General features: G+C 32.2%; 23 protein-coding genes. 19 read left to right on the forward strand and 4 right to left on the reverse strand.

Going from position 1 to position 24083, the window contains the following annotated elements; genetic code table 11:
- Positions 1 to 97 precede the first annotated feature (97 nt).
- From J2Z80_RS13510 to J2Z80_RS13545, 8 genes are all read left to right on the forward strand, one after another.
- On the forward strand, positions 98 to 328 hold the full coding sequence (locus tag J2Z80_RS13510) for a hypothetical protein (RefSeq protein ID WP_245301344.1): 231 nt from the start codon (positions 98 to 100) through the stop codon (positions 326 to 328).
- A 159-nt stretch (positions 329 to 487) separates the two neighbouring features.
- On the forward strand, positions 488 to 1603 hold the full coding sequence (locus tag J2Z80_RS13515) for an ROK family transcriptional regulator (RefSeq protein WP_209454859.1): 1116 nt from the start codon (positions 488 to 490) through the stop codon (positions 1601 to 1603).
- A 12-nt stretch (positions 1604 to 1615) separates the two neighbouring features.
- Positions 1616 to 2293 (forward strand): hypothetical protein, encoded by a 678-nt coding sequence (locus J2Z80_RS13520; protein WP_209454860.1) that lies wholly within the window; start codon positions 1616 to 1618, stop codon positions 2291 to 2293.
- Positions 2294 to 2304: 11 nt separating this feature from the next.
- A complete protein-coding gene (locus tag J2Z80_RS13525; protein WP_209454861.1) occupies positions 2305 to 3588 on the forward strand; it encodes a C4-dicarboxylate ABC transporter in 1284 nt (427 codons plus the stop codon).
- A 71-nt stretch (positions 3589 to 3659) separates the two neighbouring features.
- Complete coding sequence (locus tag J2Z80_RS13530; protein WP_209454862.1) at positions 3660 to 5801, forward strand: hydantoinase/oxoprolinase family protein; 2142 nt, start codon at positions 3660 to 3662, stop codon at positions 5799 to 5801.
- 4 nt (positions 5802 to 5805) lie between these two features.
- Positions 5806 to 6336 (forward strand): hypothetical protein, encoded by a 531-nt coding sequence (locus tag J2Z80_RS13535; protein WP_209454863.1) that lies wholly within the window; start codon positions 5806 to 5808, stop codon positions 6334 to 6336.
- A 9-nt stretch (positions 6337 to 6345) separates the two neighbouring features.
- On the forward strand, positions 6346 to 7683 hold the full coding sequence (locus J2Z80_RS13540) for an FAD-dependent oxidoreductase (RefSeq protein ID WP_209454864.1): 1338 nt from the start codon (positions 6346 to 6348) through the stop codon (positions 7681 to 7683).
- A gap of 116 nt (positions 7684 to 7799) precedes the next feature.
- The gene (locus J2Z80_RS13545; protein WP_349292610.1) at positions 7800 to 8102 is read left to right on the forward strand and encodes a sensor histidine kinase; all 303 of its coding nucleotides are present in this window, start codon (positions 7800 to 7802) and stop codon (positions 8100 to 8102) included.
- Positions 8103 to 8131: 29 nt separating this feature from the next.
- On the opposite strand, the gene J2Z80_RS13550 is transcribed toward J2Z80_RS13545, so the two are convergent.
- Entirely contained in the window at positions 8132 to 8728 is a 597-nt protein-coding gene (locus J2Z80_RS13550; protein WP_209454865.1) for a superoxide dismutase, read from the reverse strand.
- A gap of 103 nt (positions 8729 to 8831) precedes the next feature.
- Here J2Z80_RS13550 and J2Z80_RS13555 point away from each other — a divergent pair, with 103 nt between their 5' ends.
- Complete coding sequence (locus J2Z80_RS13555; RefSeq protein ID WP_209454866.1) at positions 8832 to 9389, forward strand: TIGR01440 family protein; 558 nt, start codon at positions 8832 to 8834, stop codon at positions 9387 to 9389.
- A 57-nt stretch (positions 9390 to 9446) separates the two neighbouring features.
- Here the strand turns inward: J2Z80_RS13555 and J2Z80_RS13560 are convergent, their stop codons facing one another.
- Complete coding sequence (locus J2Z80_RS13560) at positions 9447 to 11579, reverse strand: S-layer homology domain-containing protein (protein WP_209454867.1); 2133 nt, start codon at positions 11577 to 11579, stop codon at positions 9447 to 9449.
- A 98-nt stretch (positions 11580 to 11677) separates the two neighbouring features.
- Positions 11678 to 12601 (reverse strand): glycosyl hydrolase family 18 protein, encoded by a 924-nt coding sequence (locus tag J2Z80_RS13565; protein ID WP_209454868.1) that lies wholly within the window; start codon positions 12599 to 12601, stop codon positions 11678 to 11680.
- Positions 12602 to 12861: 260 nt separating this feature from the next.
- Between J2Z80_RS13565 and J2Z80_RS13570 the strand changes: the two genes are divergently transcribed.
- The gene (locus J2Z80_RS13570) at positions 12862 to 13275 is read left to right on the forward strand and encodes a PspC domain-containing protein (RefSeq protein WP_209454869.1); all 414 of its coding nucleotides are present in this window, start codon (positions 12862 to 12864) and stop codon (positions 13273 to 13275) included.
- A 53-nt stretch (positions 13276 to 13328) separates the two neighbouring features.
- Here the strand turns inward: J2Z80_RS13570 and J2Z80_RS13575 are convergent, their stop codons facing one another.
- Complete coding sequence (locus J2Z80_RS13575) at positions 13329 to 14678, reverse strand: amino acid permease (protein WP_209454870.1); 1350 nt, start codon at positions 14676 to 14678, stop codon at positions 13329 to 13331.
- Positions 14679 to 14824: 146 nt separating this feature from the next.
- On the opposite strand from J2Z80_RS13575, the gene J2Z80_RS13580 reads away from it, so the two are divergent.
- From J2Z80_RS13580 to J2Z80_RS13620, 9 genes are all read left to right on the forward strand, one after another.
- Complete coding sequence (locus tag J2Z80_RS13580) at positions 14825 to 15337, forward strand: hypothetical protein (protein ID WP_209454871.1); 513 nt, start codon at positions 14825 to 14827, stop codon at positions 15335 to 15337.
- A gap of 100 nt (positions 15338 to 15437) precedes the next feature.
- Positions 15438 to 16598, forward strand: a complete 1161-nt coding sequence (locus J2Z80_RS13585; RefSeq protein ID WP_209454872.1) for a L,D-transpeptidase — start codon at positions 15438 to 15440, stop codon at positions 16596 to 16598.
- Positions 16599 to 16703: 105 nt separating this feature from the next.
- Positions 16704 to 17261, forward strand: a complete 558-nt coding sequence (locus tag J2Z80_RS13590; protein WP_209454873.1) for an RNA polymerase sigma factor — start codon at positions 16704 to 16706, stop codon at positions 17259 to 17261.
- A complete protein-coding gene (locus tag J2Z80_RS13595; protein WP_209454874.1) occupies positions 17261 to 18427 on the forward strand; it encodes a DUF4349 domain-containing protein in 1167 nt (388 codons plus the stop codon). The genes J2Z80_RS13590 and J2Z80_RS13595 overlap by 1 nt, the downstream gene beginning before the upstream one ends.
- 70 nt (positions 18428 to 18497) lie before the next feature.
- Positions 18498 to 21101, forward strand: coding sequence for a DNA polymerase I (polA, locus tag J2Z80_RS13600; RefSeq protein WP_209454875.1), 2604 nt, complete (start codon positions 18498 to 18500; stop codon positions 21099 to 21101).
- Positions 21102 to 21148: 47 nt separating this feature from the next.
- Positions 21149 to 21745 carry a dephospho-CoA kinase gene (gene coaE / locus J2Z80_RS13605; RefSeq protein WP_013297591.1) on the forward strand — a complete coding sequence of 199 codons (597 nt, stop codon included), beginning with the start codon at positions 21149 to 21151 and terminating at the stop codon, positions 21743 to 21745.
- Positions 21746 to 21764: 19 nt separating this feature from the next.
- On the forward strand, positions 21765 to 22319 hold the full coding sequence (locus J2Z80_RS13610; protein ID WP_209454876.1) for a lytic transglycosylase domain-containing protein: 555 nt from the start codon (positions 21765 to 21767) through the stop codon (positions 22317 to 22319).
- A gap of 27 nt (positions 22320 to 22346) precedes the next feature.
- Positions 22347 to 22796, forward strand: a complete 450-nt coding sequence (locus J2Z80_RS13615) for a DUF441 domain-containing protein (protein WP_209454877.1) — start codon at positions 22347 to 22349, stop codon at positions 22794 to 22796.
- A 15-nt stretch (positions 22797 to 22811) separates the two neighbouring features.
- Positions 22812 to 23846 carry a nicotinate phosphoribosyltransferase gene (locus J2Z80_RS13620; protein ID WP_209454878.1) on the forward strand — a complete coding sequence of 345 codons (1035 nt, stop codon included), beginning with the start codon at positions 22812 to 22814 and terminating at the stop codon, positions 23844 to 23846.
- The last annotated feature ends 237 nt before the right edge of the window (positions 23847 to 24083 follow it).

Here is a 24083-nt window from a genome sequence, read left to right on the forward strand (position 1 = left end):
AAATAGCATTGATATACATGAGGGCTTCTTTGAAGATCGTGAGAATCTGAGAATGAGTGAGATATTAAAAGAAAATCAAAAATTATAGAGGGAGGGAGTGGAGGGTATACCATCAATACTAAGACGAAAATATCATGTAGATGTGATACCTGTAAGGGGATTAGTGCGCTCAAAAATCTGGTTTTCATTCAAAATAGGAGCCATAAATGCAAAAAAAGTACTAAAAATGGCAGCGGAGATGGCTGCGACTTTGTATAAAAATATCAAAATCAGATTTATTCTTACAAAATCAGGTAAAAATCAAGCGAAGTTATTATTAGCAGCTTAAAAAATTCTTCTTATGACACTTGAATCAAATTTATTTAAAAAAATAAAAAATTAAGAAGGATTTTTTGATTTTATGTAGAATTAATAATATTAAGATAATAAGAAAATAGAATAAAGTATTTAGAATTATTACTAATTTCTTAGAAAATTAGGTGATATTTTGAGACATAAAAGCAATTTAAAAGAACTGAAAGATAAAAATAAAAAAAGAATGTTAAAGATTTTGATAAATAATGGACCTTTATCAAGGACTGAGCTTTCTCAATATACTGGATTAAGTATGACTGCTATTTCAGATCTGGCTGAAGAGTTAATAAATGAGAAGATAATAAAGGAATCAGGTATTGGACCATCAAATGGTGGAAGAAGACCAATAATGTTAGAATTGAATTCTGATAACGGATATATTGTTACGTTTAAAATATATAGAAATAATTTATCTTGTATATTATTTGACTTTAATTTAAATAAAAGAGATGAAAGAGAGATTAAGTTTAATTATTATGATTTGCCTTTTTTGCAAAAGATTATAGTAAATTTTGTTAATGATATTGAATTTAATTTAAACAAAGAAAACAAAAAAATTTATGGATTAGGTATATGTTTAAATGATGATTTAAAAGAACTTAATTTTAGAGGAGTATTATCTACATCTATATCTTCGGATTATATGACATTGTCTCAAGCTTTATCGTATGAATTGGATATACCGGTTGTAGTGGAAAATGAAATTGATTTAAAATCGATGGCTGAATATTTAACATTTGGAACAAATGAAAATCTTGCTTATATTGATTTGAACGATGAAGTAAGGTCCTCAGTGATACTTAGAGATGGCAGGGTAAATAATGATATTAATATTGGACATATGATAATAGATAGAAATGGTCCTGAATGTCCAGAAGGACATAAAGGATGCTTAAATACTCTTGTAACAGTAAAAGCTTTAATAAGAAAAATTGTTGCATTGGAAAGAAACCATATAAATGATAAGGAATTTTTAAGTATTAACAGTGTTTATAAGTTTTTTGAGAATGATACTATTAATAAAATTACAAACGATGTTATTGATGCTTTAAAAGTTGCAATTTTAAACTTAAAGAATTTGCTGAATATAAAACTGTTTGTATTTGATGGAAAAATCTCGAAAATGTTTAACGTTGTAGACAATTTACAAAAATCTTTAAATGACGTAATTATTAAACAATCTTTTGTAAATGATGAAGATATATTAAAAGCTGCAGCAAAATTAACTTTAAATAAAATAATTTATTAAGGAGGTAGTACAATGACTTTTGCTGATATTCTAAAATCAAATAAGATGACGCTTATAGTTAGTCTTCCAAAAAATACTGTTGAATTTGCTGAGGCTGCTGTGAAAGGGGGTGCGAATGCTTTAAAAGTCCATGCTAATGTGCATCATCAGGCAAGTGGCAATGATTTTGGTAGCATTTATGAACAAAAGGAGGTGTTTAAAGAGATAGTAAATATTTTTAATGTACCAGTTGGACTTGTCCCAGGTGCAGAAAAATGTGCCGGCAGGGAAGAAATTAGATTGGCAGAAGAGTTAAAGTTTAGCTTTTTATCGATGTTTGCACATTATCTGCCAATATATATGCTGGATACAAATCTTAATAAGATGGTAGCAGTTGATGAAACTTATGATATATTGCATTTAAGAGTATTAGAAAAAATTAATATTGACGTAATTGAAGCTGACGTATTGCCTGATGATAGAAAAGAAAAAATTCATTTATCTGACCTGATGAGATATGGCAGACTTGTAGAAAATATCAAGAAACCTGTAGTTGTGCCAACTCAAAGAATTATTGAACCGGATGAAGTTAAATATCTTTACGATCTTGGAGTTAAAGGAATAATGATTGGCGCAATTGTGACAGGTAATGAGGTGGATGACGTTAAAAAGGTGACAGAAAAATTTAGAAATGAAATCGATAAATTATAGGGGGAATAATTATGCAGGCAATTTTAATACTGTTATTATTTCTAATAATAGCAGGACTTATGGTTTCAAGGAAGTTGCCGACATTAATAGCTCTTCCGATACTTGCAATTGGAATAGCTTTAATTGCTGGAGTTCCATTGTCATTGGTTGATCCAAAGACGAAAGTTGATACAGGGCTTTTGGCATACATTATAGATGGTGGCGCCATTAAATTAGCATCTGCCTATGTAGCAGTCATGTTTGGTGCATGGTTAGGCCAGTTAATGAATCAAACTGGCATTTCAAAAGCTATTGTAAAAACGGCTGCCGAATTAGGCGGTGACAGACCATTAATTATGACCTTATTGATAACTGCCGCAATAGCATTACTCTTTACGACGATAAGTGGATTAGGTGCTGTAATAATGGTTGGAAGTATTGCTGTGCCAATACTGTTGTCTGTGGGTGTAGCTCCTATAATAGCAATATCAATGTTTTTGTTTGGCATGGCAATAGGGCTTGAACTTAATATGGCTAATTGGTCTTTTTATATAACTGCGACAGGCGTTACACTTAATAATATTAAAAATTTTGCGATTATCTTGATGATATATACAGCTATTATGGCCATTGTTTTTGCTGTAATTGAATTTAAACGTGCGGGAATAAAATTTGCATGGGCACAAAATACAGTAGATACCGAAAAGAAAGTTAATTTCTTGGCACTATTAACACCAATTATTCCTATAGTATTTGTACTTGTATTTAAATGGCCTATAATTACGTCATTTATAGTAGGCATAATCTATTGCATCATTACTACACAAAAGTCATTTAAATCTGCATTAAATACTATAACAAAAACAGCGTATGATGGGATTGCTGATTCTGCACCAGCAGTATTATTAATGATAGGAATAGGCATGTTGTTAAATTCTGTTATGCATCCTTATGTTTCTCAAGCACTTTCATCAGTATTAAAAAATATTATTCCGACATCCCCATTGCCTTATATATTGTTTTTTGGTATTTTAGCTCCTTTGGCATTATACAGAGGTCCACTAAATTTATGGGGCTTAGGAAGTGGAATAGCTGGTCTGATTATAAGCTTAAAGATACTTCCACCTGTTACTGTTATGGGTGCATTGTTATCTACAGAAAGAATACAAGCAATTGGAGATCCTACGAATACGCAAAATGTTTGGTTAAGCAATTACGCAGGCGTAGATGTAAATAAATTACTTATAAAATTATTACCTTATATTTGGACGTTAGCTATTGCAGGTATTATAACAGCTTCAATAATGTTTTTCTAATAATAGGATTAGTTAATATAGGGTTAAGCTAAAAGCTTAACCCTATGCAATAAATTTAGGAGGAGATATCTTTGAAAGTAAGAATTGGTATAGATGTTGGAGGAACATTTACAGATGCAGTTGCAATAAATAATGATACTTACGAAATCATAGGGACTGTAAAACTCCCAACGACCCATGCAGCTAAGGAAGGTGTTGCAAAAGGTATAATAGAGGTATTAAAAAAATTAATGAATGATAATAATATTAAACCGGAAGATGTGCTTTTTATTGCTCATGGAACAACACAAGCCACAAATGCACTACTTGAAGGAGATGTTGTTCCTGTTGGAATAGTTACTATTGGCAAAGGTCTAGAGGGAATAAAATCAAAAAGTGATACGAATATTGGTGATATAGAACTTGCGCCAGGTAAATTTTTGAGGACATTTAATAAATATATTGAGATAAATGATGATTTTGATAGAAGTATAGAAAATTCCATATTAGAGTTGAAGCATGAGAATGTTGGAGCAATTGTAGCAGCAGAGGCATTTTCGGTTGACAATCCTGAACGTGAAAATAAGGTAATGGAAATATCAGAAAACCAAGGGTTACCAGCTACAGCAACACATGAAATTACAAAGCTATATGGATTAAAAATTAGAACTAGAACAGCAGCAATAAATGGATCTATCTTGCCTAAAATGATTGACACTGCTAATATGACTGAAGAAAGTGTCAAGAAATCTGGAATAGAAGCTCCTTTGATGATTATGCGCTGTGATGGTGGCGTTATGGATGTGGCTGAAGTGAAAAAAAGGCCTATATTGACAATGCTGTCTGGTCCAGCAGCAGGTGTTGCTGGTGCTTTGATGTATGAAAAAATTTCCGATGGCATATTTCTTGAAGTAGGAGGGACATCTACAGATATATCAGTTATTAGGAATGGAAAGGTAATGGTGAATTATGCAGAGATAGGTGGCCATAAGACATATCTTAATTCACTTGATGTAAGGACTGTCGGAATAGCTGGTGGAAGCATGGTAAGATTAGGGGGAAAAGGTATAGAGGATGTAGGACCAAGAAGTGCACATATAGCTGGTCTTCCGTATTCAGTGTATGCCGATCCTGATGAAATAATAGAACCGGAAATAGTCTATATTAAACCTAAAGAGAGTGATCCAGATAATTATGTAGCCATTAAAAGTAAAAATGGAAAAATGTTTGCAGTTACAGTTTCATGTGCGGCAAATATATTAGGATATGTAAATCAAAATGATTATGCATATGGAAATAGTGAATCAGCAAAAAAAGCATTCGAGCCAATTGCACATAAACTTGGAATTACAGTAGAAGAAGTTGCAAATGAAATTTTAAAAAAAGCATGCAATAGAGATTTGGAAGTAGTCGAAAAACTTATTGAAGATTATAAACTCGATAAGAGTACAACGGTTCTGGTTGGTGGTGGTGGAGGAAGTGCAGCAATTGTACCATATCTTGCTGAAATGATGAATATGAAATACAGGATTGCAAAAAATGCGCAAGTAATATCAACAATAGGTGTGGCACTTGCAATGGTAAGAGAAGTAGTTGAAAGGACAGTTCAAAATCCAACTGAAAATGACATAATATCTATAAGAAGTGAAGCAAAAGAAGCAGTTATAAAAGCCGGTGCATTAGAAAACACCGTAGAAGTATTTATCGAAGTAGATTCACAAAGAAATATATTAAGAGCGATAGCAACGGGTGCTACAGAACTAAGATCAAAGGACATGATGAGGAAAGAACTAAATGAAAAGGAAATAATCAAAATAGCCGCAGATTCAATGAATATTAATGAGAAAGACACAAAGATAATGTTAAAAGTAGGAGAAATGTATGTAATAATGGGTTTAAAAAAGCAAAAAAGCTTATTTGGTCTTATTACAAAAACAATTGAATTTATAAGAGTGGTAGATTCAGAAGGAGTAATAAAACTTAGCAAAAATAATGGTAAAATATTCAGAACAACTATTTCACAATTTGATGAAAATTTAAACAAGGTTCTTGATGAAAATATATTTTACGGTGATGGAGGAGCAGAAATACCAGACTGTTTTATAGTATTATCAAATAGATTAGTTGATCTATCAGGAATGGTAGATAAAAATCAGATAATGTCATTGGCAAAAATTGAGTTAAACGGCCACAGAGAAGATGAAGAAATAGCAATTATTATTTGTAAAAGGTGAAAAAATGATACCATCCATATTTTTAAATAAAGAGGAATTAATAAATCAAGAACTTAAAAATGATTTATATTATGACAGAATAAAAAACATTAATTTGTCTGACATAACTAGTATTGCATGGAATCGAGGTACTAATGAAGCTAAAAAGTACAAGAATCAAGATATAAATGCATTATTAAAAAAAGAAGGATTAAATTTCGAAATTAACAATGTACACTACACACCAGGCTATATGATATTTAGTCAGATTATTGTCAATGAAAAGAAGATAACTATATATATGAAAAATATAGAAAAAGAATTTATTCCGTCAATTCCAGAAAAGTATTCTTTTTGGAAAGCAGGAGACAGACTTATCAATTTATTTCTATGCCATGAATATTACCATTATCTTGAGTACTATTATATAGGGCTTACATCTAACATTGAGAAAGTCAATGTTAAATTCGGGTTTATTAATGTAAAGAAACAGTTAAATTCATTAAATGAAATTGCGGCACATGCTTTTGTAAAAGAGTTTTACGATATATGGTAGGTGAATATTATGAGAAAATATGATGTTGTTGTGATAGGCGGAGGAGTGTCTGGAACGATTGCTGCAATTGCTGCTGCAAGGAATGGTGTTAAAACATTAATAATTGAGCAGTATGGCTTTCTTGGTGGGGCTCTGACAAATATGGGAGTTGGACCAATGATGACATTCCACGCCGGTACAAAACAGGTTATTAATGGCATACCACAGGAAGTTGTAGACAATCTCATAAAGAATGGTGGAAGCCCAGGACATGTACTTGATACAACTGGATTTGTAAGTACTGTGACACCGTTTAATGCAGAAATAATGAAATATGTACTTCAAAAGATGGTTATTGAAAGTGGTGCTGAAATTTTATATCATAGCTTTTTAACAAATGTTGAGTTAGACGGAGCTTATATAAAAGCAATTCATATTGCAAATAAATCTGGTATTGAAAGGGTGGAAGCCAATGTATTTATTGATGCAACAGGAGATGCGGATCTTGCGGTAAAGTGCGGAATAGATTATATACTTGGTAGACAAGGGGACAATTTAACGCAACCTATGACTATGAATGTAAGAATAGGTAATGTGAATATTGCAGATGTTAAAGAATACATGGAAGAAAATCCAAAAGAATTTACAATGGTAGATATAGAAAAGATAAAAACATCTAAAAGACTTATGGTGAACGGATTTTATTCAATATTAAGAGAAGCTCGTATTAATGGGGAAATAAACTTTGAAAGAGATATGGTTTTATTTTTTGAAACTGATATACCAGGTGAGGTTATAGTTAATATGACAAGGGTACAAAAGCTAAATGGTGCAGATATAAACGATCTTACAATGGGTGAGATGTATGGACGAGAGCAGGCTTTTGAAGTTTATAATTTCATGAAAAAGCATATACCTGGATTTCAAAAAGCATATCTTATTTCGACTGGACCACAAATTGGAGTTAGAGAAACGAGAAAAATTATTGGTGAATATGTACTAACAGCAGAAGATCTAATAACTAGCAAACATTTTGATGATTGTATAGCAATTGGTGGATATCCCATTGATATACATTCGCCTGATGGTGACAAAACGACATATATGAGCTTGGAAAAAGATAATACGTATGAAATACCATTTAGAAGTCTTTACAGTAAAAAAGTAAATAATCTTTTAGTCTCAGGTAGATGCATATCATCAACACATGAGGCGAATGCAGCAATAAGAGTTTCCCCAATTGCTATGGCAACTGGCCAAGCTGCTGGAACTGCAGCGTATGTGGCTGTTAAGAATGGTAAGAAAGTGTGTGATGTTGATATTGAAGAACTTAGGTCAATTCTTTCAAAACAGAAAGCGTATATATGAAATATCGCCAATTTGTATTCAACATGGATTAATAAAGCTATAATATTTGCTTAATTAAACTGTAAACATTTGTTGTAAGTACTATTGTTATTAATGCTAATAAAACAATAATTAATATTCTTGACAATGCAATTAAATATTCAAAACCGCATCAACAAATAGATGTATTATTATACAAAAATTGCAATCAAGATATTGTAATTGAGATTAAAGACCATGGCATAGGGATTCCGGAAAATGAAATATGCCATATGTTTGATAGATTTTACAGAGCAAAAAATGCTTTATCTATAGGTGGAAATGGACTAGGCTTGACGATTGTAAAAGAGATTATAGAAAAGCACGGTGGGAAAATTGAAGTTGTGAGCACAATAAATAGTGGCAGTACTTTTAGAATGATATTGCCACAAAATTCATGAAAAACAGGATTCAAAATGTATGAATCCTGTTAGAATTTTTTCATATCAATCCATTGACATACTCGTCTATTTACTTCATCCCATTTGACATTGTTCATGAAAGCGTCAATGTATCCTTTTTTGTTTGTCCCATAATCTATAAAATATGCATGTTCATATGTGTCAATTATTAAAAGCGGAATTGCTCTTGATACAACACCATGATTGTGAAGATCCTGCAGATAATTGTGAAGCCTTAAGTCAATGGGATCAAAGCAAAGAACTGTCCAACCTCTTGACGATATTGCACATGCTTTAAAGTCGTTAAGCCAGTTTTCATAAGAGCCGAAATCACATGCTATCATAGAAGCAATTATCCCTGTTGCAGGACCACCTGTTCCGCCAAGGTTTTCAAAGTAAAGCTCATGCAGCTTTACGCCGTCCAATGCATACGTTTCTTCCAGTTTAAGTTCCCTGTATTGGCTGTATGTTGCATTTGCATTTTGTCTGTCAGAGGTGATTAATTTCTCCCATATCTCATTTGTCTTATTAACATATCCTTCATAAAGTTTATAATGTTCTCTTAGAGTCTTTTCAGATATACCATTTAAGGTCAAATTATATTTTTTAGGTATCAATTTTTTCAATTATCTTACCTCCCATTAGACTTTTTCTGAAATATTATATGATTTTGATGTATACTGTGATACAATAAATTAAAACATGATAAATGTAGCGGAGGTGTTTTAGTTGGATATAAATGAAATAAAGATTGAGACGAAGGAAGTCATTGAAGAACTTTTAGATATAGCCGATGTAAAAAGCGGTGGACTTTTTGTATTAGGAGGAAGTACTAGCGAAGTTATAGGTAAAAAGGTCGGAACATCCGGAAGCCTTGATATAGCAAAAGCGATTGTGGACCCGATTTTGGAATCTGTAAAAGCGCGAAACTTATATCTTGCAGTGCAAGGCTGCGAACATTTAAACAGAGCGCTTCTTGTGGAAGAAGAGGCTATGATAAAATATAATCTTGATGAAGTTTCTGTTATACCACAGGTGCATGCAGGAGGTTCACTCCAAACATATGCTTACGATATATTTGAAAAGCCTGTAATGGTAGAAAATTTAAAAGGTTTAGCACATGCGGGGCTTGACATAGGACTTGTGTTAATCGGCATGCATTTAAGGCCTGTTGCGGTTCCTGTAAGGTTAAAGCGAAATAAGATCGGTTATGCAACAATAGTTGCAGCAAGGACTCGTCCAAAATTAATCGGCGGTGAAAGAGCTATATATAAAAAGCAACAGTAAAGAAAAACGTTGCTCACAGGTGAAGATAAGGGCGCCTTCCGTAAGCGCCCTTTATGGTTATTTTTCTATTCTTAGATATCTTACTAATATTGATGCTGTTTCAGCCCTTGTGAGGTTTTCGCCAGGATTAAAATATCCATTGTTGCCTGTCATTACATTTAAGCCGTATACTATAGCAACATATCCTTTTAAAGAATTATCTATTTTGTCTGCGTCTTTCAAGTAATTTAATGTGTAGATGTCATTTATATCAGCTACATATTTTAAGCCAAGGCTTCTTACGATAAACTTTGCTGCATCTTGACGTGTGACTTTTGAATCAGGCTTTTTCTCACTTTCCGTAATGATTTTATTGTTTATTGCTACGTTGTAAAAATTGTCGTAATTTTCATCCTCATTTGATGTCAGTGGTATTATTACGTTATTTGGCTGCAGTGATTTTACCAGCATCTTTATAAAATCTTTTTGCAGTATATAGTCGTTTGGCATGTATTTGCCATCTTTTCCGTCTGCTATTCCAAATTGAGCCAATAATAAAATATCTTTTTCTGCCCAATTTCCTGTAATATCAGTAAACTGTTTATTTTCGTTTTTAAGTATAGGCTTACCTGAATAATCTATATAAGTACCTGAGTCTGCGTCTATTAAGCCATCGAAGTTTGTCAATTGATATACAAGTCTTATATCTTTTGAATTACTTTGATAAACTTTATCTGGAGCGTAATATATTATATAGCTAAGTTGAAAATCGCTGTTATTAAATAACGTTTTGTAAGCATCATCAAGGCTGATTACATTTTTATTGTCAGGTAGCTTTACATCAGTCCAACTTAAATTATACGTTATTATATCGCCAGTATACTTGTTGACGCCTATATTTATTGAGTTAAATGGGCATAGTATTCCGTTTGCTTTGTAGATATAATTAAATGTTGTGTATGGTGAATTATCATCTTCAGATGCGGAGTTGTCTTGATATTCCATTTGCTTAAATTTTTCTGGCTGTATTTCATTAAGATAATTTTCTGCTATACTTTTAAGTTGATCTTTTGTATATTTTGGACTCTTACCTCGTACATTATTTTCATTACTATCGTTTCTGTAAAATGTTTTTAGTTCACCTGTTGTTGCGTCTACTGCTACAGATATATAATTGTAATTATTTCCCTCAGTGTAAGACCAACTGAAATTCCAAGTTGCGCTATTTGAATTATTTTTGTAAAGAGCAGAGCTGGTAAGGTTGTATTGGGATCCGATTGTAAATGGCAGGTTTTCTTTTGCTAATTCAATTGCCTTGTCCTTTGAGATGTATTTTGAAATGTCGTCTACAGCTTTTTGTTCTTCAGGAGATAATGATTGAGAAGCATCTGATTTAGCTCCCATTCCGCCCATGTAAGGACCATAATAACCTTGGTGTAAAATTTTACCTTCAATTGCATCGATAGGCTGATTGTTGACAAGGCTGTAGACCAATATAGCTTGTGGTTCTGATTCATTATTGCCATATACATCTGCATAAATAAGATTGTACTGCAGACGCAAACTATTATTGTCCTTATATATTTGAATTGCTTTGTCTTTTGAAATAGCTGAATTTGGGTTAGGGAAATTGTAGTCACTTCCCCAAGTTAAATAATATGACTGAATATCTAAAGTGTTTTTATTTACTTCTACAGTTATTTGATTATCTTGAAATGGGATTCCATTGACTATTCGTATGAAATTAAATGAATAGGCTGTGCTGTATGCAATCTTTGGATTTAATCCAAGATAATCGTCACTTTCTTGTTCTTTTGTCTCTTTAAATTTTTCTGGGACAATTTTGTTTAAAAAGTCAATTGCAACTTTTTTTGCTTCTTCCCTTGAATGCTTTGGAATAATACTTGATGGCGTATTATCTGGTTTGTAAAAATTGTAGCTTATTATTTCACCAGTATTAGCATCTACACTGACATTTATGGTGCCATTTGTGCTGGATGACCAGGTCAAATACCATGTGTTGTTGCTGTCGCTTTCGTTGTAGTGGGAATTAAAGTTGTATCCAGTGCTTGAGATATTTAGTTTTTCTTTAGCAATTTCTATTGCTTGTTTAAGATCAATTTTGCTATTGGTTTGTGCAAAACCGATTGAATGAATGGCTACTGCAAATATCAACGCAATAACCAACAAATAGGATAAAAACTTTCTCATTGTTAAACCTCCTTATCTTCTTTTTATTTTATACTCTTCTTCTTTCATCTTAATTAGACGAAAAATATATGTAAAAGTTCCCAAAAAATAAGGAAGTATTAACTTCCTTTAATTATATTCCAGATATTAGGATCTTCTTGACCAAGTCTCCAGACGGCTATGCCGGATAAGTTGTATTGTGAAATCAAGGGTAGTTTGGCTTGAAAGCTTCTAGAATCTTCAAACCATACTATGTGTTTTACAGATTCAATTGTATATGTGTATGTGGATTCTTGGGCGGTTTCGTCATATATTATCGTTGCACCAAGATTTTTAGCAGTTTCTATTGCTTGTGAGTAAGATAATGTCCTGGGATAATTAGAAACTTCTGCCCAGTCATAGCCGTATACAGCCATTCCAAGCCAAATTTTTCTTGGTGGTATAGCTGTAACAGCGTAATTTAGAACGCTGCGTACAAAACCTATCGATGCAATTGGCCCTGGATTGGAAAAATGTTCATCGTATGCTAAAATATATGCTTGATCCGTAAATTGCCCTAATATGGAGTACTGAAAAGCTCCTGAAAAAGGATGGCCCGGATTATCTTCTATTTCTGCTGGCAATGAAATTGTAACAATTTTATTAATATTTTTTAGCGAATTATAAAGTTCTTCCATAAATGCATTCAGATTGTTTCTGTCTTCTGGCGGTACAAATTCAAAATCGATATTTATTCCAGGGTAATTATTGTACAATGCAAGATTCGTTATATTTGATATTAATGTATTTCTTAAATGTATATTTGATAAAAGGTCGTGTATAAGCTGAGATTTCTTAGGATCTGAGTAGTTGTGAATAATAGGGAAAATGGGCAGGTCATTTTGCAATGCAATATTTTTGACTTCTTGCGATGACATATCTGCTAACGCTCCGTCTGATTTTACTCCATACCAAAAAGGGATAAGAGTCGTTATGTCGCGGGCATGTTCATTTAAATCATCGATAGCACCTGGCGCTATATCAAAATACCATTTATTGTCCATAGTTACACCTCCTAAAATATTATATTCTATAATACGCTATGAAATTTTCTTTGTGATTTAATTTGATTCGTTAAAATTTGCTTCCCAAAAACATTTATGTTGGGTATAATTTATAGTAAGTATTTAATACAAAGTAGAGAATTGTTTTGCAAAAGGGGGGTGTATTTTTTATTATACATTGTTTTTAAGTAATAATATTTTGTGTTTTTGTTAATCTGCTAAAAATTATAAAATTGATTTGTGAAAAAGGAGGTCTCAATGTGGATAAAAGATTGTACCGCTCTAGAAATCAGGTTATTATTGGTGGTGTCTGCGGAGGTATAGCTGAGTACTTTGATATTGATGTGACGATTGTAAGACTTATATGGGCTTTGATTGCTTTAGTAGGTGGTACTGGTATTTTGCTTTATATAATAGCGTGGATTGTTGTGCCTGAAAATCCACATCAGCTTAAAAACAGCGACTTTAATTCTAGCGATGTTAATGAAGTAAAAGATACAGAAAACGCAAAGGTAGTTACAAGTGGAAAGAGAAGTGGTGAAATCTTTGGATGGATTTTAATCGCAATTGGCGTATACCTTCTTGTTAGAACTTTTATTCCATGGTATTATTTAAAGCTTTTTTGGCCTGTTATTCTTATTGCATTTGGACTTTTATTTGTGTTTAAAAAATAAAGTTAGAAATAGTCATAATGGTAAAAAATATCGTGATAATGTCCGAATATTTTTTACCATTTTTCAAATAGATTGAGCTTTTTAGCAATCGTATATAGCAAAAGTATAAGGCTTAGCAGCATTAATCCGCCAAAAAAACCTATAGCTTGTTTTGGAACAGTCAAAGTTGATAGAAGGACTACGATTGTTAATATTATTGTAAGCCATGCTCTTAGAGGGAAACCATGCCTTTGACATTCAAAATATTCTGAATTTTTATTTTTGAGCATTGGTCTGTATTTTATAAATGTGTACAAAATAATTATCCAGTTAAAAAATTGTATAAAACCGGTGGCACTTGTTATATATTCATATACATCTTTTGGAAGAATGTATGAAAGTATGACTGCTATTAATAAACCTACACTGCTAAATAAAAGTGCGTAAATTGGCACATCTCTTTTTGTCACTTTACTTAAGAAAGTTGGAGCAAATTTTCCTTTTCCTAAGGAATACATGACTTGTGTCACACCATACATGGCACCATTCATAGTAGTCAATGCAGCTGTCAGTATTACAAAATTCATTATGGAGTCGATATACGGTATATGGGTGAACGAAAGAAGCTTAATAAATGGGCTTTCTTTTGTAGAAACTTCATACCACGGGATTACGCCTAACAGGACAGCAATTGACGAAAGGTATAAAGTCGATAGAAATAAAACGATATATTTTCTGGCTATTGGCACATATTTTTTTGGCTTTTTTGTTTTAGATGCTGTCATTGCAGTGACTTCGACGCCACCGAATGGTATTAAAGACATTAATAGTGCTCCTAAGAAACCTTTTATGCCGTTTGGTGCTAAACCACCATGGATAAAATAGTTTTTAACACCTATTTCACTTTTACTGCCGAAAAATCCCAAAAGCGTCAAGATTCCAACTATGGTTATTATAAATAGTGCAGATATTTTGATTGTGGAAAACCACGACTCAATGGTGCCGAAATTCTTTGTACCTAAAGCATTTACAAACAGAACCATAACAGAGTATATTAAAGCGAAAATCCACAATGGTACCTTTGGAAACCAGAACTTGGTGAATATTGCTGATGCTGTTACTTCGCTGGACATTATAAATACTCCTGCAGTCCAGTAAACCCATCCGCTTAAAAAACCTCCTATATCACCTAATGCTTCCTCAGCATAAACTCTAAACGAACCGTCGACAGGATTTGCAACAATCATTTCCGATAATGCGCAAAAAACTTCAGACATTATAAAAGCAGATATTCCATAGTCTAGTAAAACTATGGGCCCTGCAGTATGTATTGCAATGCCGCTTGCCAAAAAAAAGCCTGCTCCAAGTATTCCACCTACACCTACTAAAACAAGTTCATTTACAGATAAATTACCTCTTTCCAAATTAAATACACCTCCAATTATATATGAATTAGACCTTTACATATTACCTTTTTATTATTTGTAAGATTAAGTATTTTATTAACTTGAAATTAATTTATATATGATGTAAAATTTCATTTATCAAATTTATTTCTGGAGGGGAATTTATGAAGTATTATATTTTTGACAAATTCAGCAGATTTGTATTGTATTTTTTGACATTGCTTATTTTAATAAGCGTAGCCCTATTGTTTATATACGTATTTGTAGATGTTAATATTAAGGGCTTTAATATTGAATTATCAATTCTCTGGTGGGTGCTGTACATAATTTTGTTGATGGTATTATCTATTATATTATTTTCAATCGGGATTTCTCAAATTATTTTATTAGAAGATTATCTTGTCATATCATTAGGTATTATGGGCTTTGTCAGAATAAGATATGATAATATTGCATATATAAGTGAAGCAGGGAATAGAAATATGTACAGAAGAGGTATTCATGTTTTTGATAGTACATGTAGCATGATAGTGTCTAAAAAGAATTTGCTGGAGATTGAATTAAAATCGCCTGTAAAAATTTATTACTTCTTATTTTTCGAAAGATATGCAGCTAAAATTGTATTTTCTACACCTGATTCAATAAAATTAAAAGAAGAGATTAAAAACAAAATATGATTAATATTTTCACAAATTTTATCATAAATAAAGTAATAGGCGTGCGACGGTAAGTTTTGTGCTTTTATTATCGATAAAATTTGTGAAAAGAGGTGTAAAGTTGCAGATTAAAAGAAGATGTTCTATAACTTTAATATTGATTTTTATTTTTGCACTTGCAAACACATGTTATGGTTTTGCAAGTACTATAACAGTAAATATCCCTTCTAGAACGATATATTTTGTTTCTCAAAACGTGTCAAAACTTTATCCCATTGCAGTTGGTAAAATTGTGTCTACATCCCCATTAGGAACGTACAGGATTATAAATAAACAGGTAAACCCCACATGGATATCGCCATGGAATGGTCAAGTAGTTCCATCTGGTCCTAATAACCCACTTGGGTATAGATGGATAGGATTTTACAGCGATTATGGCATACATGGAAATAATATGCCATCATCTATAGGCACTTTAGCATCGTCAGGATGCATAAGGATGTATGAATCAGACGTAGAAGAAATTTATGAAATGGTCAATTACGGTGACATTGTCAATGTCGTGTATCAAACGATGTTTACAAAGACATCTCCAACAGGTGGTAAAGCGCTGTTTGTATATCCCGACTTCTATAAAAAAGGTTTAAATACGAGGCAGTTAATCAAGAAAGAATTAAGTGATGAAGGTATAAAAGTAAGCGATGATACTTTTGATAAATTATATAAATACATAAACATCAGCGATCCTTTGGTATTTTCAGAAGGATACAAGGTCATCCGAAATAACGAACTTGTAAGCGATGATGTGTATGTATCGGATAAAGGTCAGCTTTACATAAATGTTAGTGATATCAAAGGTTTTTTCAACATTGACGACGAGAAAATTAAAAGTTTAAATTCAATTTTAATCTATGATAAGAATTATGCAAATATTAGTGATATAGGAAATATGACAGGAGTAAAGTTCAGCATCGACAGCAATATAAAGACGATTAAGATGATGGGCAATATCATTTACTATGAAGGCAAGTTTTTATACACAACTGATTATGCTGACTATCAAGATAGAGACATATATATTCCAATTAAAGAATTTTGCAATATGACAGGTTACAAGGTTGAATGGGATGAACATAAAGGGGTAACTATCGATGGCAATCCAGTTAAATATAAAATATATAATAGCAAATCTTATATAAATCAAAAAGACTTGAAAAGTATGTATGGACTAAATATAATAGTTGATTCATCATCAAATAAAATATATATTAAGCGCGATTAGCGCTTTTTTTGTGTTTTTTGACTTTTCTGATAGAATAAAAATAACTAAAATTTTGGAACTTATCTTTTATATTTTCGTCATATTTATCGAGGGGAGGTTTTATGATTGGATGAAAAACAGCTCCTTTTAAAGGCACAAGAAGGAGATATCGAATCATTTGAAAACGTAATAAGCAATTATCAAAATTATATATATAATGTCATATATAGGCTTGTAGATGTCAAAGAAGATGCTTTGGATTTAACACAGGAGACCCTTATAAAGGCCTATATAAATTTAAAAAAATTCAAAGGCAACAGTGAATTTAAGACATGGCTTTATCGAATTGCTGTCAATGTTTCACATGATTTTATTAGAAAGAAAAAAGGTGTTGAGGAACATTTGGAAGAAATAAGTGATTTTAGAACCCCTGAGAATATCTTCGATGATAAAGTTACTAGAAAGATTATAATAGATGAGTTAAATAAACTAAAAAGGGAGTACAAGACTGTCTTAATACTCAGAGATATAGAAGGACTTACATATAATGAAATAGCAGAAATAACAAATACAAATATTGGAACGGTAAAGTCTAGAATATCAAGAGCGAGAAATATTCTTAAAGAAAATTTGAAAAAGATACCGGGGTTTATAAATGTTGTTGGAGAAAGGGGGCAAATATAATGCAGTGCAGTAAGGTTAAGAAATTGATTAACTTTTATATGGATAAAGAGTTAAGCAAAAGACAGATGGAAGAGATAAAGGGTCATTTAGCTTTATGTACAGAATGTAAAAATGATTATTACGAGTTAGAATCTATCAAAAAGCTTTTACAAGATATGACTCCTGTAGAATTGCCAAGCAACTTTAATGATATGCTGCACGCTAAATTACTAGAAGAAAAGAAAAACTTAGAATCAAGGCGAAGCTACAAAAAACCAATAAAAATAAAATTTAGAATTGCTGCTGCTGTGATTGCATCACTATTTATATTGTCACTTGGATTTAAACTTTTTGAGAATAAAATAAATAATGTCGGTGTTACTGAAACTGCTCTTAGTACAAAAAGCGCTGTAAATTATTCTTCAAAGACTTCAATAAGCAGTGGTAAAGCCGCCTCTGATTTAAAAAAAGATGCATCACAGGCTAATGCATTTGATTTAAATAGAGGATTGGATCCTGACTATAAAAGAAAAATAACTAAGGATGCGACAATTTCCATTGAAACAGACAGTGCAGATGAATGCTATAATAAGATATTAAACATAAGCAAGCAATATAATGGGTATATTGAAAGTTCAAGTGAAAGCAGCACAAGCGATAATAAAAAAACGATAAACGTCGTATTAAAAATACCTTCAAATGATTTTGAAGATGTCATTGCAAGTATTAAATCCTTAGGCGACGTTAAAACAATAAGAATTAATAGCAATGATATAACAGAACAATACTATGATGTGGAGTCTAGAATAAAAAATCTCGAAATACAAGAAGAGAAATTGCAGGAGTTGTTGAAAAAAGCAAGTAATATTTCCGATATACTGCAAGTTGAAGATAAATTAAATGAAGTGATGACACAGATTGATTCATATAAGAATCAAATAAAGATATGGGACAATATGACCAGCATGAGCACAATCAATTTGACATTTGTATCGACTAAGCCACAAACAAAAATCAGCAAAATTTTCAGTACAAGTTTTTTAAATGATATATTGAATGCTGGTTCTAAAAGTCTTAATATATTTTTTGAATTTTTAAAATATGTATTTATAATATCCATATATTTATTGCCGTTTTCAATATTGGCATATTTAATTTATGTAGGATATAAATTGTTTAAAAAATAATTATGGACAATTTACATCCTCTTTTTTTTGCGGTATATTAGATTACAAGAAGTTAAATAGGAGTGAGCGTATGTCAAAATTTTTAATCATAGACGGAAATAGCTTAATGTACAGAGCGTATTTTGCGCTGCCGGATTTAATGAACAGTGAAGGACTGCATACAAATGCCATATACGGTTTTTCAATGATGCTGATTAAACTGCTTGATGAAGAAAAACCTGATTATATAGCTGTTGCATTTGATAAAAAAGCTCCAACTTTTAGGCATAAAGAGTACAGTGCTTATAAAGGTACCAGACAGTCTATGCCTGAGGAACTTATTGAGCAGGTGGATATTTTAAAAGATGTAATCAATGCATTTAATATAAAGACAATTGAGATTGAGGGATTTGAAGCAGATGACATAATAGGTACTGTATCTAAAATTGCATCTGAAAATGGCTTAAAAGTATTGATTGTCACTGGTGACAGGGATGCACTTCAACTTGTATCAGATGGTGTAAAAGTGAAGATATGCAAAAAAGGCATAACTCAGATGGAAGAATACGATGAAAAAGCAGTCATTGAGAGGTATGAGGTTACTCCACGCCAGTTTATTGATTTGAAGGGCCTTATGGGTGATAAATCTGACAATATTCCTGGCGTGCCTAATATAGGAGAAAAGACAGCGATAAAACTTATTAAAGAATTTGGCTCTATCGAGAATGTCCTTATGAATACTGATAAATTAAAAGGAAAAATAAGAGAAAATATTGAAAATAATACAGAAATGGCTGTGCTAAGTAAAAAACTTGCTACTATAGAGAGAAATGTTCCAATTGAAATAGATTTAAGCGAATACCAAATGAAGGATTATGATAGAGAAAAATTAATAGATTTATTTGAGAAGTTGGAGTTTACCAGTTTAATTAATGACCTAAAAAAAGATGCTGATGATATTAGAGAAGTCAAAGAGTGGCCTGTAAGAGACTTTAAATATGTAAGAGAGCTGCTAAAGAGAGAAGATACAGTATCATTTTATCCATTAATACTTGAAGGCGAAGTAAAAGCTGTATCATTTGCCACTGATGATGAAATATTTTTTGTTGAAGTAGATGACTATGAAGAATTTAAATTATTAGATAATGAGAAGTTTGCACTTATATGTCATGATATAAAAGACTTTTTTGTTAATCTTTCATACCATGGTATTGAGCTAAAATGTAAATTTTACGATACTGCAATAATGACTTATCTGCTAAATCCGTCGGAATCCAATTACGACATAGGCCGTGTCTTAAAGAAGTATTTAAAAGAGGACATACCTAATATTGAAGATATACTAGGAAAAGGCAAAAGCAAAAAGAGTTACGATGACATAGATAAGAAGCTTTTAATTGATTATCTGTGTGCTACTGCATCTAAATTATCTAAATTAAAAGATAAACTAATGTCCTTTATAAAAGAAATGGAAATGGAAGAGCTTCTTAATAATGTTGAGCTTCCGCTGGTAGAAGTGCTAAAATCTATGGAGGTATATGGATTTACATTAGATAAAGATGTCTTAAAAGATTTATCGAAAGAGATAGATGAAAAGACAGATAAAATAATAAAAGACATATATGACGCTGCAGGATATGAATTTAATATAAATTCTACCAAACAGTTATCAGAGTTTTTGTTTGATAAATTGAATTTGCCTGCAATAAAAAAGACTAAAACGGGATATTCCACTGATATGGAAGTTCTTGTGGAGCTTATGCCATATAATGAAATAGTTGGGGAGATAATCGAATACAGACAGCTTATGAAGCTGAAATCAACATATATAGATGGCTTCATTCCAATAATGGACAAGGATGACAAAGTTCATTCTACATTTAAGCAGATAGTTGCAGCAACGGGTAGAATCAGCTCTACAGAGCCTAATTTACAGAATATACCAGCAAGAGATGAGTTTGGCAGAAGAATAAGGAAAGCATTCATATCCAGCTTTCAAGGAGGATACATTGTATCCGCTGATTATTCACAGATAGAGTTGAGAGTTCTTGCACATCTTTCAGAGGATGAAAAGCTTATTGAGTCATTTTTAAACAATGAAGACATACATTTAAGGACAGCGTCGGAAGTGTTTAAGATCGCCCCTGAAAAAGTTACTGGTGAAATGAGAAGGCGTGCGAAAGCTGTAAATTTCGGAATCGTATATGGTATAAGCGATTATGGTCTCTCTAGAGATTTAAAGATCTCTCGCAAAGAGGCAAAAGAATATATAGACAATTATTTTGATAGGTATAAAGGAGTTAAAAATTACATCGATTCGGTAGTCAAATTTGCCAGAGAAAATGGATATGTGACGACTATTTTGAATAGAAGGAGGTATATACCGGAGATTAATTCAAAGAATTACAATCAAAGGTCATTTGGCGAGAGAATGGCGATGAATACGCCTATTCAAGGAAGTGCTGCAGATATAATAAAAATGTCAATGGTGAAAGTATACAATGAGTTAAAGGCAAGATCATTAAAATCGAAATTAATACTTCAGATTCATGATGAACTTATTGTAGATACTTCTCCTGATGAAGTTGAAATCGTCAAAGACTTATTAAAGACTATAATGGAAAATGTCATAAAACTAAGAGTTCCTTTGGTTGTAGATATTGGATGTGGTAAAAATTGGTATGATGCAAAATAAAAGTGTCTAATAGGCACTTTTAAATTATATAGACAGGAGGTGCTATGATGGAGGTTATAGGATTGACGGGTGGAATTGCGTCTGGGAAAAGCACCGTATCATCGATACTTAGAAGTCTTGGGGCATTTATAATTGACGCAGATGTTGTTTCAAGAGAGATTATGATAAAAGGTACTAAAACATATAATATATTAGTTAATGAGTTTGGAAAAGAAATTTTAAGAAAAGATGGAGAAATAGACAGAAAAAAGCTTGGTAACCTTGTGTTTGCTGATAAACAGAAATTAAATAGACTAAATGAAATAACACATCCGGAAATAATAAGGAGAATAAAAGAAATAATAGAAGAAGAAAGAAAAAATGGTAAAGAGAAGGCAATTATTTTAGATGCGGCTCTTCTCATTGAAATGCGGCTTTTTAATATGGTAGATGAAGTATGGCTTGTAGTAGTAGACAAAAAAACTCAGATAAGAAGACTTATGAAAAGAGACAATTTGAATTACAATGATGCTTTGAACCGTATTAAAAGCCAGATGTCTATAGAAGACAAAATGAAGTATGCTGACTTTATAATTAATAATTGCAAGGACTTTAATGCTATAAAAAAGCAGGTTGAATTATTGTGGGGACGATTTTCAAAATAGAACATCTGGAGGTATTATATTGAAATTTAAAAAAGTCACAGTAATTATTGTAATAATATTTACCATTTTGACAGTTTATGGTGTTAAAACCAATTGGTTTTTAAAGCAGCTATATCCTAAAAAATTCAGCCAGCAGGTATACTTTTATTCAAATCAATATGGTGTCGATCCTTATTTGGTTTTTGCTATGATAAAGGCAGAGAGCAATTTTAATCCTGACATTGTTTCCAGTAAAGGTGCTATAGGCCTTATGCAGGTCATTCCTGAGACAGGAATTTGGGTAGCGAATTACATAGGTATAAAAAATTTTAATGTAAATATGCTGTATAATCCCGATTATAACATAAACATAGGGACGTGGTATCTAAAATATCTTTTAAAACAATTTAATAACAATATCACTTTAGCAGTTGCAGCATATAATGGTGGAAGCGGCAATGTTTCAAATTGGTTGAAGGATAAAAGATATTCAGAAAATGGCAGCAATTTAAAAAAGGTACCTTTTTCAGAAACGGATAAATACATCAAAAAGGTGACTAAATACTACAAGATTTACAAGAGCTTGTATGAATAATTTGAATTGAAATTGTGAGGGGGTTATATGGATTTTGGTGTTGCGCTTCTTTCTGTCATGTTATTTTTCAGCATTGTAGGGAAAAATAACAATGTTGCAGCTGCTATTTCAATGCTTTTGCTTATTAAGCTTATGAATCTAGAAATAATTAATCAATATATATCGAAAAATGGGGTGAATCTTGGTATAATAATATTGACAATGGGAGCTCTATCTCCGCTTGCCTCGAATAAGGTATCATTAAGCGATTTTATAAATGCCTCGAAAAGCATTGAAGGCCTTATTACAATTATCGCTGGGATAATTGTGGCTGTATTGGCATCTGTAGGTCTTGATACGATGAAAGTAGACACTAATGGGGTAGTTGGCGTTTTGCTAGGCACAGTAATTGGAGTAAGCTTTTTTAAAGGTGCACCGATAGGTCCAATGATAGCTCTCGGTATAACAACTATAATACTTAAGATATTTCGATTATAGAGAGGGAGAATACATATGAAAATGATAAAGTATCTTGAAGATCTAAGGGAAGTTAAGGTGAGTGAAAATAGGGAATTTTTTTCTGCAACACATGAAGAAATAAAGAATGGCGCTACGACAGATGTGTATTTTTTAAGAACACAGGATATTTTAAAACACTTAGGAATCGATGGTAAAGTCGTTACAGCAGAGATATTTGCACGAAAAAATGGAATTTTTGCAGGATTGCCAGAAGTAAAAAGTATTTTGAAAGATAAAAATATTGAAGTATGGTCTATAAATGAAGGAGAAACATTTGAACCAAAAGAAACGGTTATGAGAATCATTGGACCTTACAATGAGTTTGGGACATATGAGACCGTCATATTAGGGATACTTGCAAGCTCTTGTGGGTGGGCAACTGCAGCAAGAGAGTTAAAGGAAGCTATTCCAGATAAGCCGCTCCTTTGCTTTGGCGCAAGACACGTACATCCAGCGGTAGCACCTGTTATGGAAAGAGCTGCACTTATAGGTGGTGCAGATGATGCAAGCTGCATACTAGGAGCAAAACTTGCTGGAAAAGAACCGAAAGGAACTGTCCCACATGCAGCATTTCTGATTGCTGGTGATACACTACCTATAGCAAAAGCATACAGTGAAATAACGCCTGATGATGAGAAAATAACTATCTTAGTTGATACATTTAAGGATGAGATAGAGGAATCATTAAGAGTTGCTGAATGTCTTGGCGATAGGTTATACGGAATAAGGTTAGACACACCGTCAGAAAGAGGAGGCGTTACGGCCAGCCTTGTGTATGAACTTAGGCAGAGGCTTAATCAAAAAGGATACAATAACGTCAAAATTATTGTGTCTGGCGGGCTTACACCTGAAAGAATAAAAGAACTTGCATTGAGTGGTGCAGACGCATTTGGCGTTGGAAGTTATATATCAGACGCTCCACCAATAGATATGACTATGGATATTAAAGAGGTAGAAGGAGAACCTATTGCTAAAAGAGGCAGAATTCCTGGGAGAATAGAAAATAAAAAATTAAAGAGAATAATATAAACAAGCAAGAAACTTCTTCTTGCTTGTTTTAATATTAATTTATTTTTTGCCGTAATATAAGTTTATGTAGTCGTATACTTTAAAGTTGCTATAAGAAAAATGCAGCTCGAAACAGTTGAAAACCCTAATATATAAATAAAAGAAGGTAAAGAAAATCAAATTTTTTTGATTTTCTTCATTTTTTAGCAGGAATCTTACGCCTTTATGTCGAATATATAAGTAAGTATACTTTAAAAA

Origin of the sequence: Thermoanaerobacterium butyriciformans (assembly GCF_017874545.1) — a bacterium.
GTDB classification, from domain to species: Bacteria; Bacillota; Thermoanaerobacteria; order Thermoanaerobacterales; family Thermoanaerobacteraceae; genus Thermoanaerobacterium; species Thermoanaerobacterium butyriciformans.

Coding starts and splice junctions, on each gene's coding strand:
- J2Z80_RS13520 (WP_209454860.1), top strand. CDS start 1,616: ATGACTTTTGCTGATATTCTAAAATCAAATAAGATGACGCTTATAGTT.
- J2Z80_RS13525 (WP_209454861.1), top strand. CDS start 2,305: ATGCAGGCAATTTTAATACTGTTATTATTTCTAATAATAGCAGGACTT.
- J2Z80_RS13535 (WP_209454863.1), top strand. CDS start 5,806: ATGATACCATCCATATTTTTAAATAAAGAGGAATTAATAAATCAAGAA.
- J2Z80_RS13540 (WP_209454864.1), top strand. CDS start 6,346: ATGAGAAAATATGATGTTGTTGTGATAGGCGGAGGAGTGTCTGGAACG.
- J2Z80_RS13560 (WP_209454867.1), bottom strand. CDS start 11,579: ATGAGAAAGTTTTTATCCTATTTGTTGGTTATTGCGTTGATATTTGCA.
- J2Z80_RS13565 (WP_209454868.1), bottom strand. CDS start 12,601: ATGGACAATAAATGGTATTTTGATATAGCGCCAGGTGCTATCGATGAT.
- J2Z80_RS13580 (WP_209454871.1), top strand. CDS start 14,825: ATGAAGTATTATATTTTTGACAAATTCAGCAGATTTGTATTGTATTTT.
- J2Z80_RS13595 (WP_209454874.1), top strand. CDS start 17,261: ATGCAGTGCAGTAAGGTTAAGAAATTGATTAACTTTTATATGGATAAA.
- polA (WP_209454875.1), top strand. CDS start 18,498: ATGTCAAAATTTTTAATCATAGACGGAAATAGCTTAATGTACAGAGCG.
- coaE (WP_013297591.1), top strand. CDS start 21,149: ATGGAGGTTATAGGATTGACGGGTGGAATTGCGTCTGGGAAAAGCACC.
- J2Z80_RS13615 (WP_209454877.1), top strand. CDS start 22,347: ATGGATTTTGGTGTTGCGCTTCTTTCTGTCATGTTATTTTTCAGCATT.
- J2Z80_RS13620 (WP_209454878.1), top strand. CDS start 22,812: ATGAAAATGATAAAGTATCTTGAAGATCTAAGGGAAGTTAAGGTGAGT.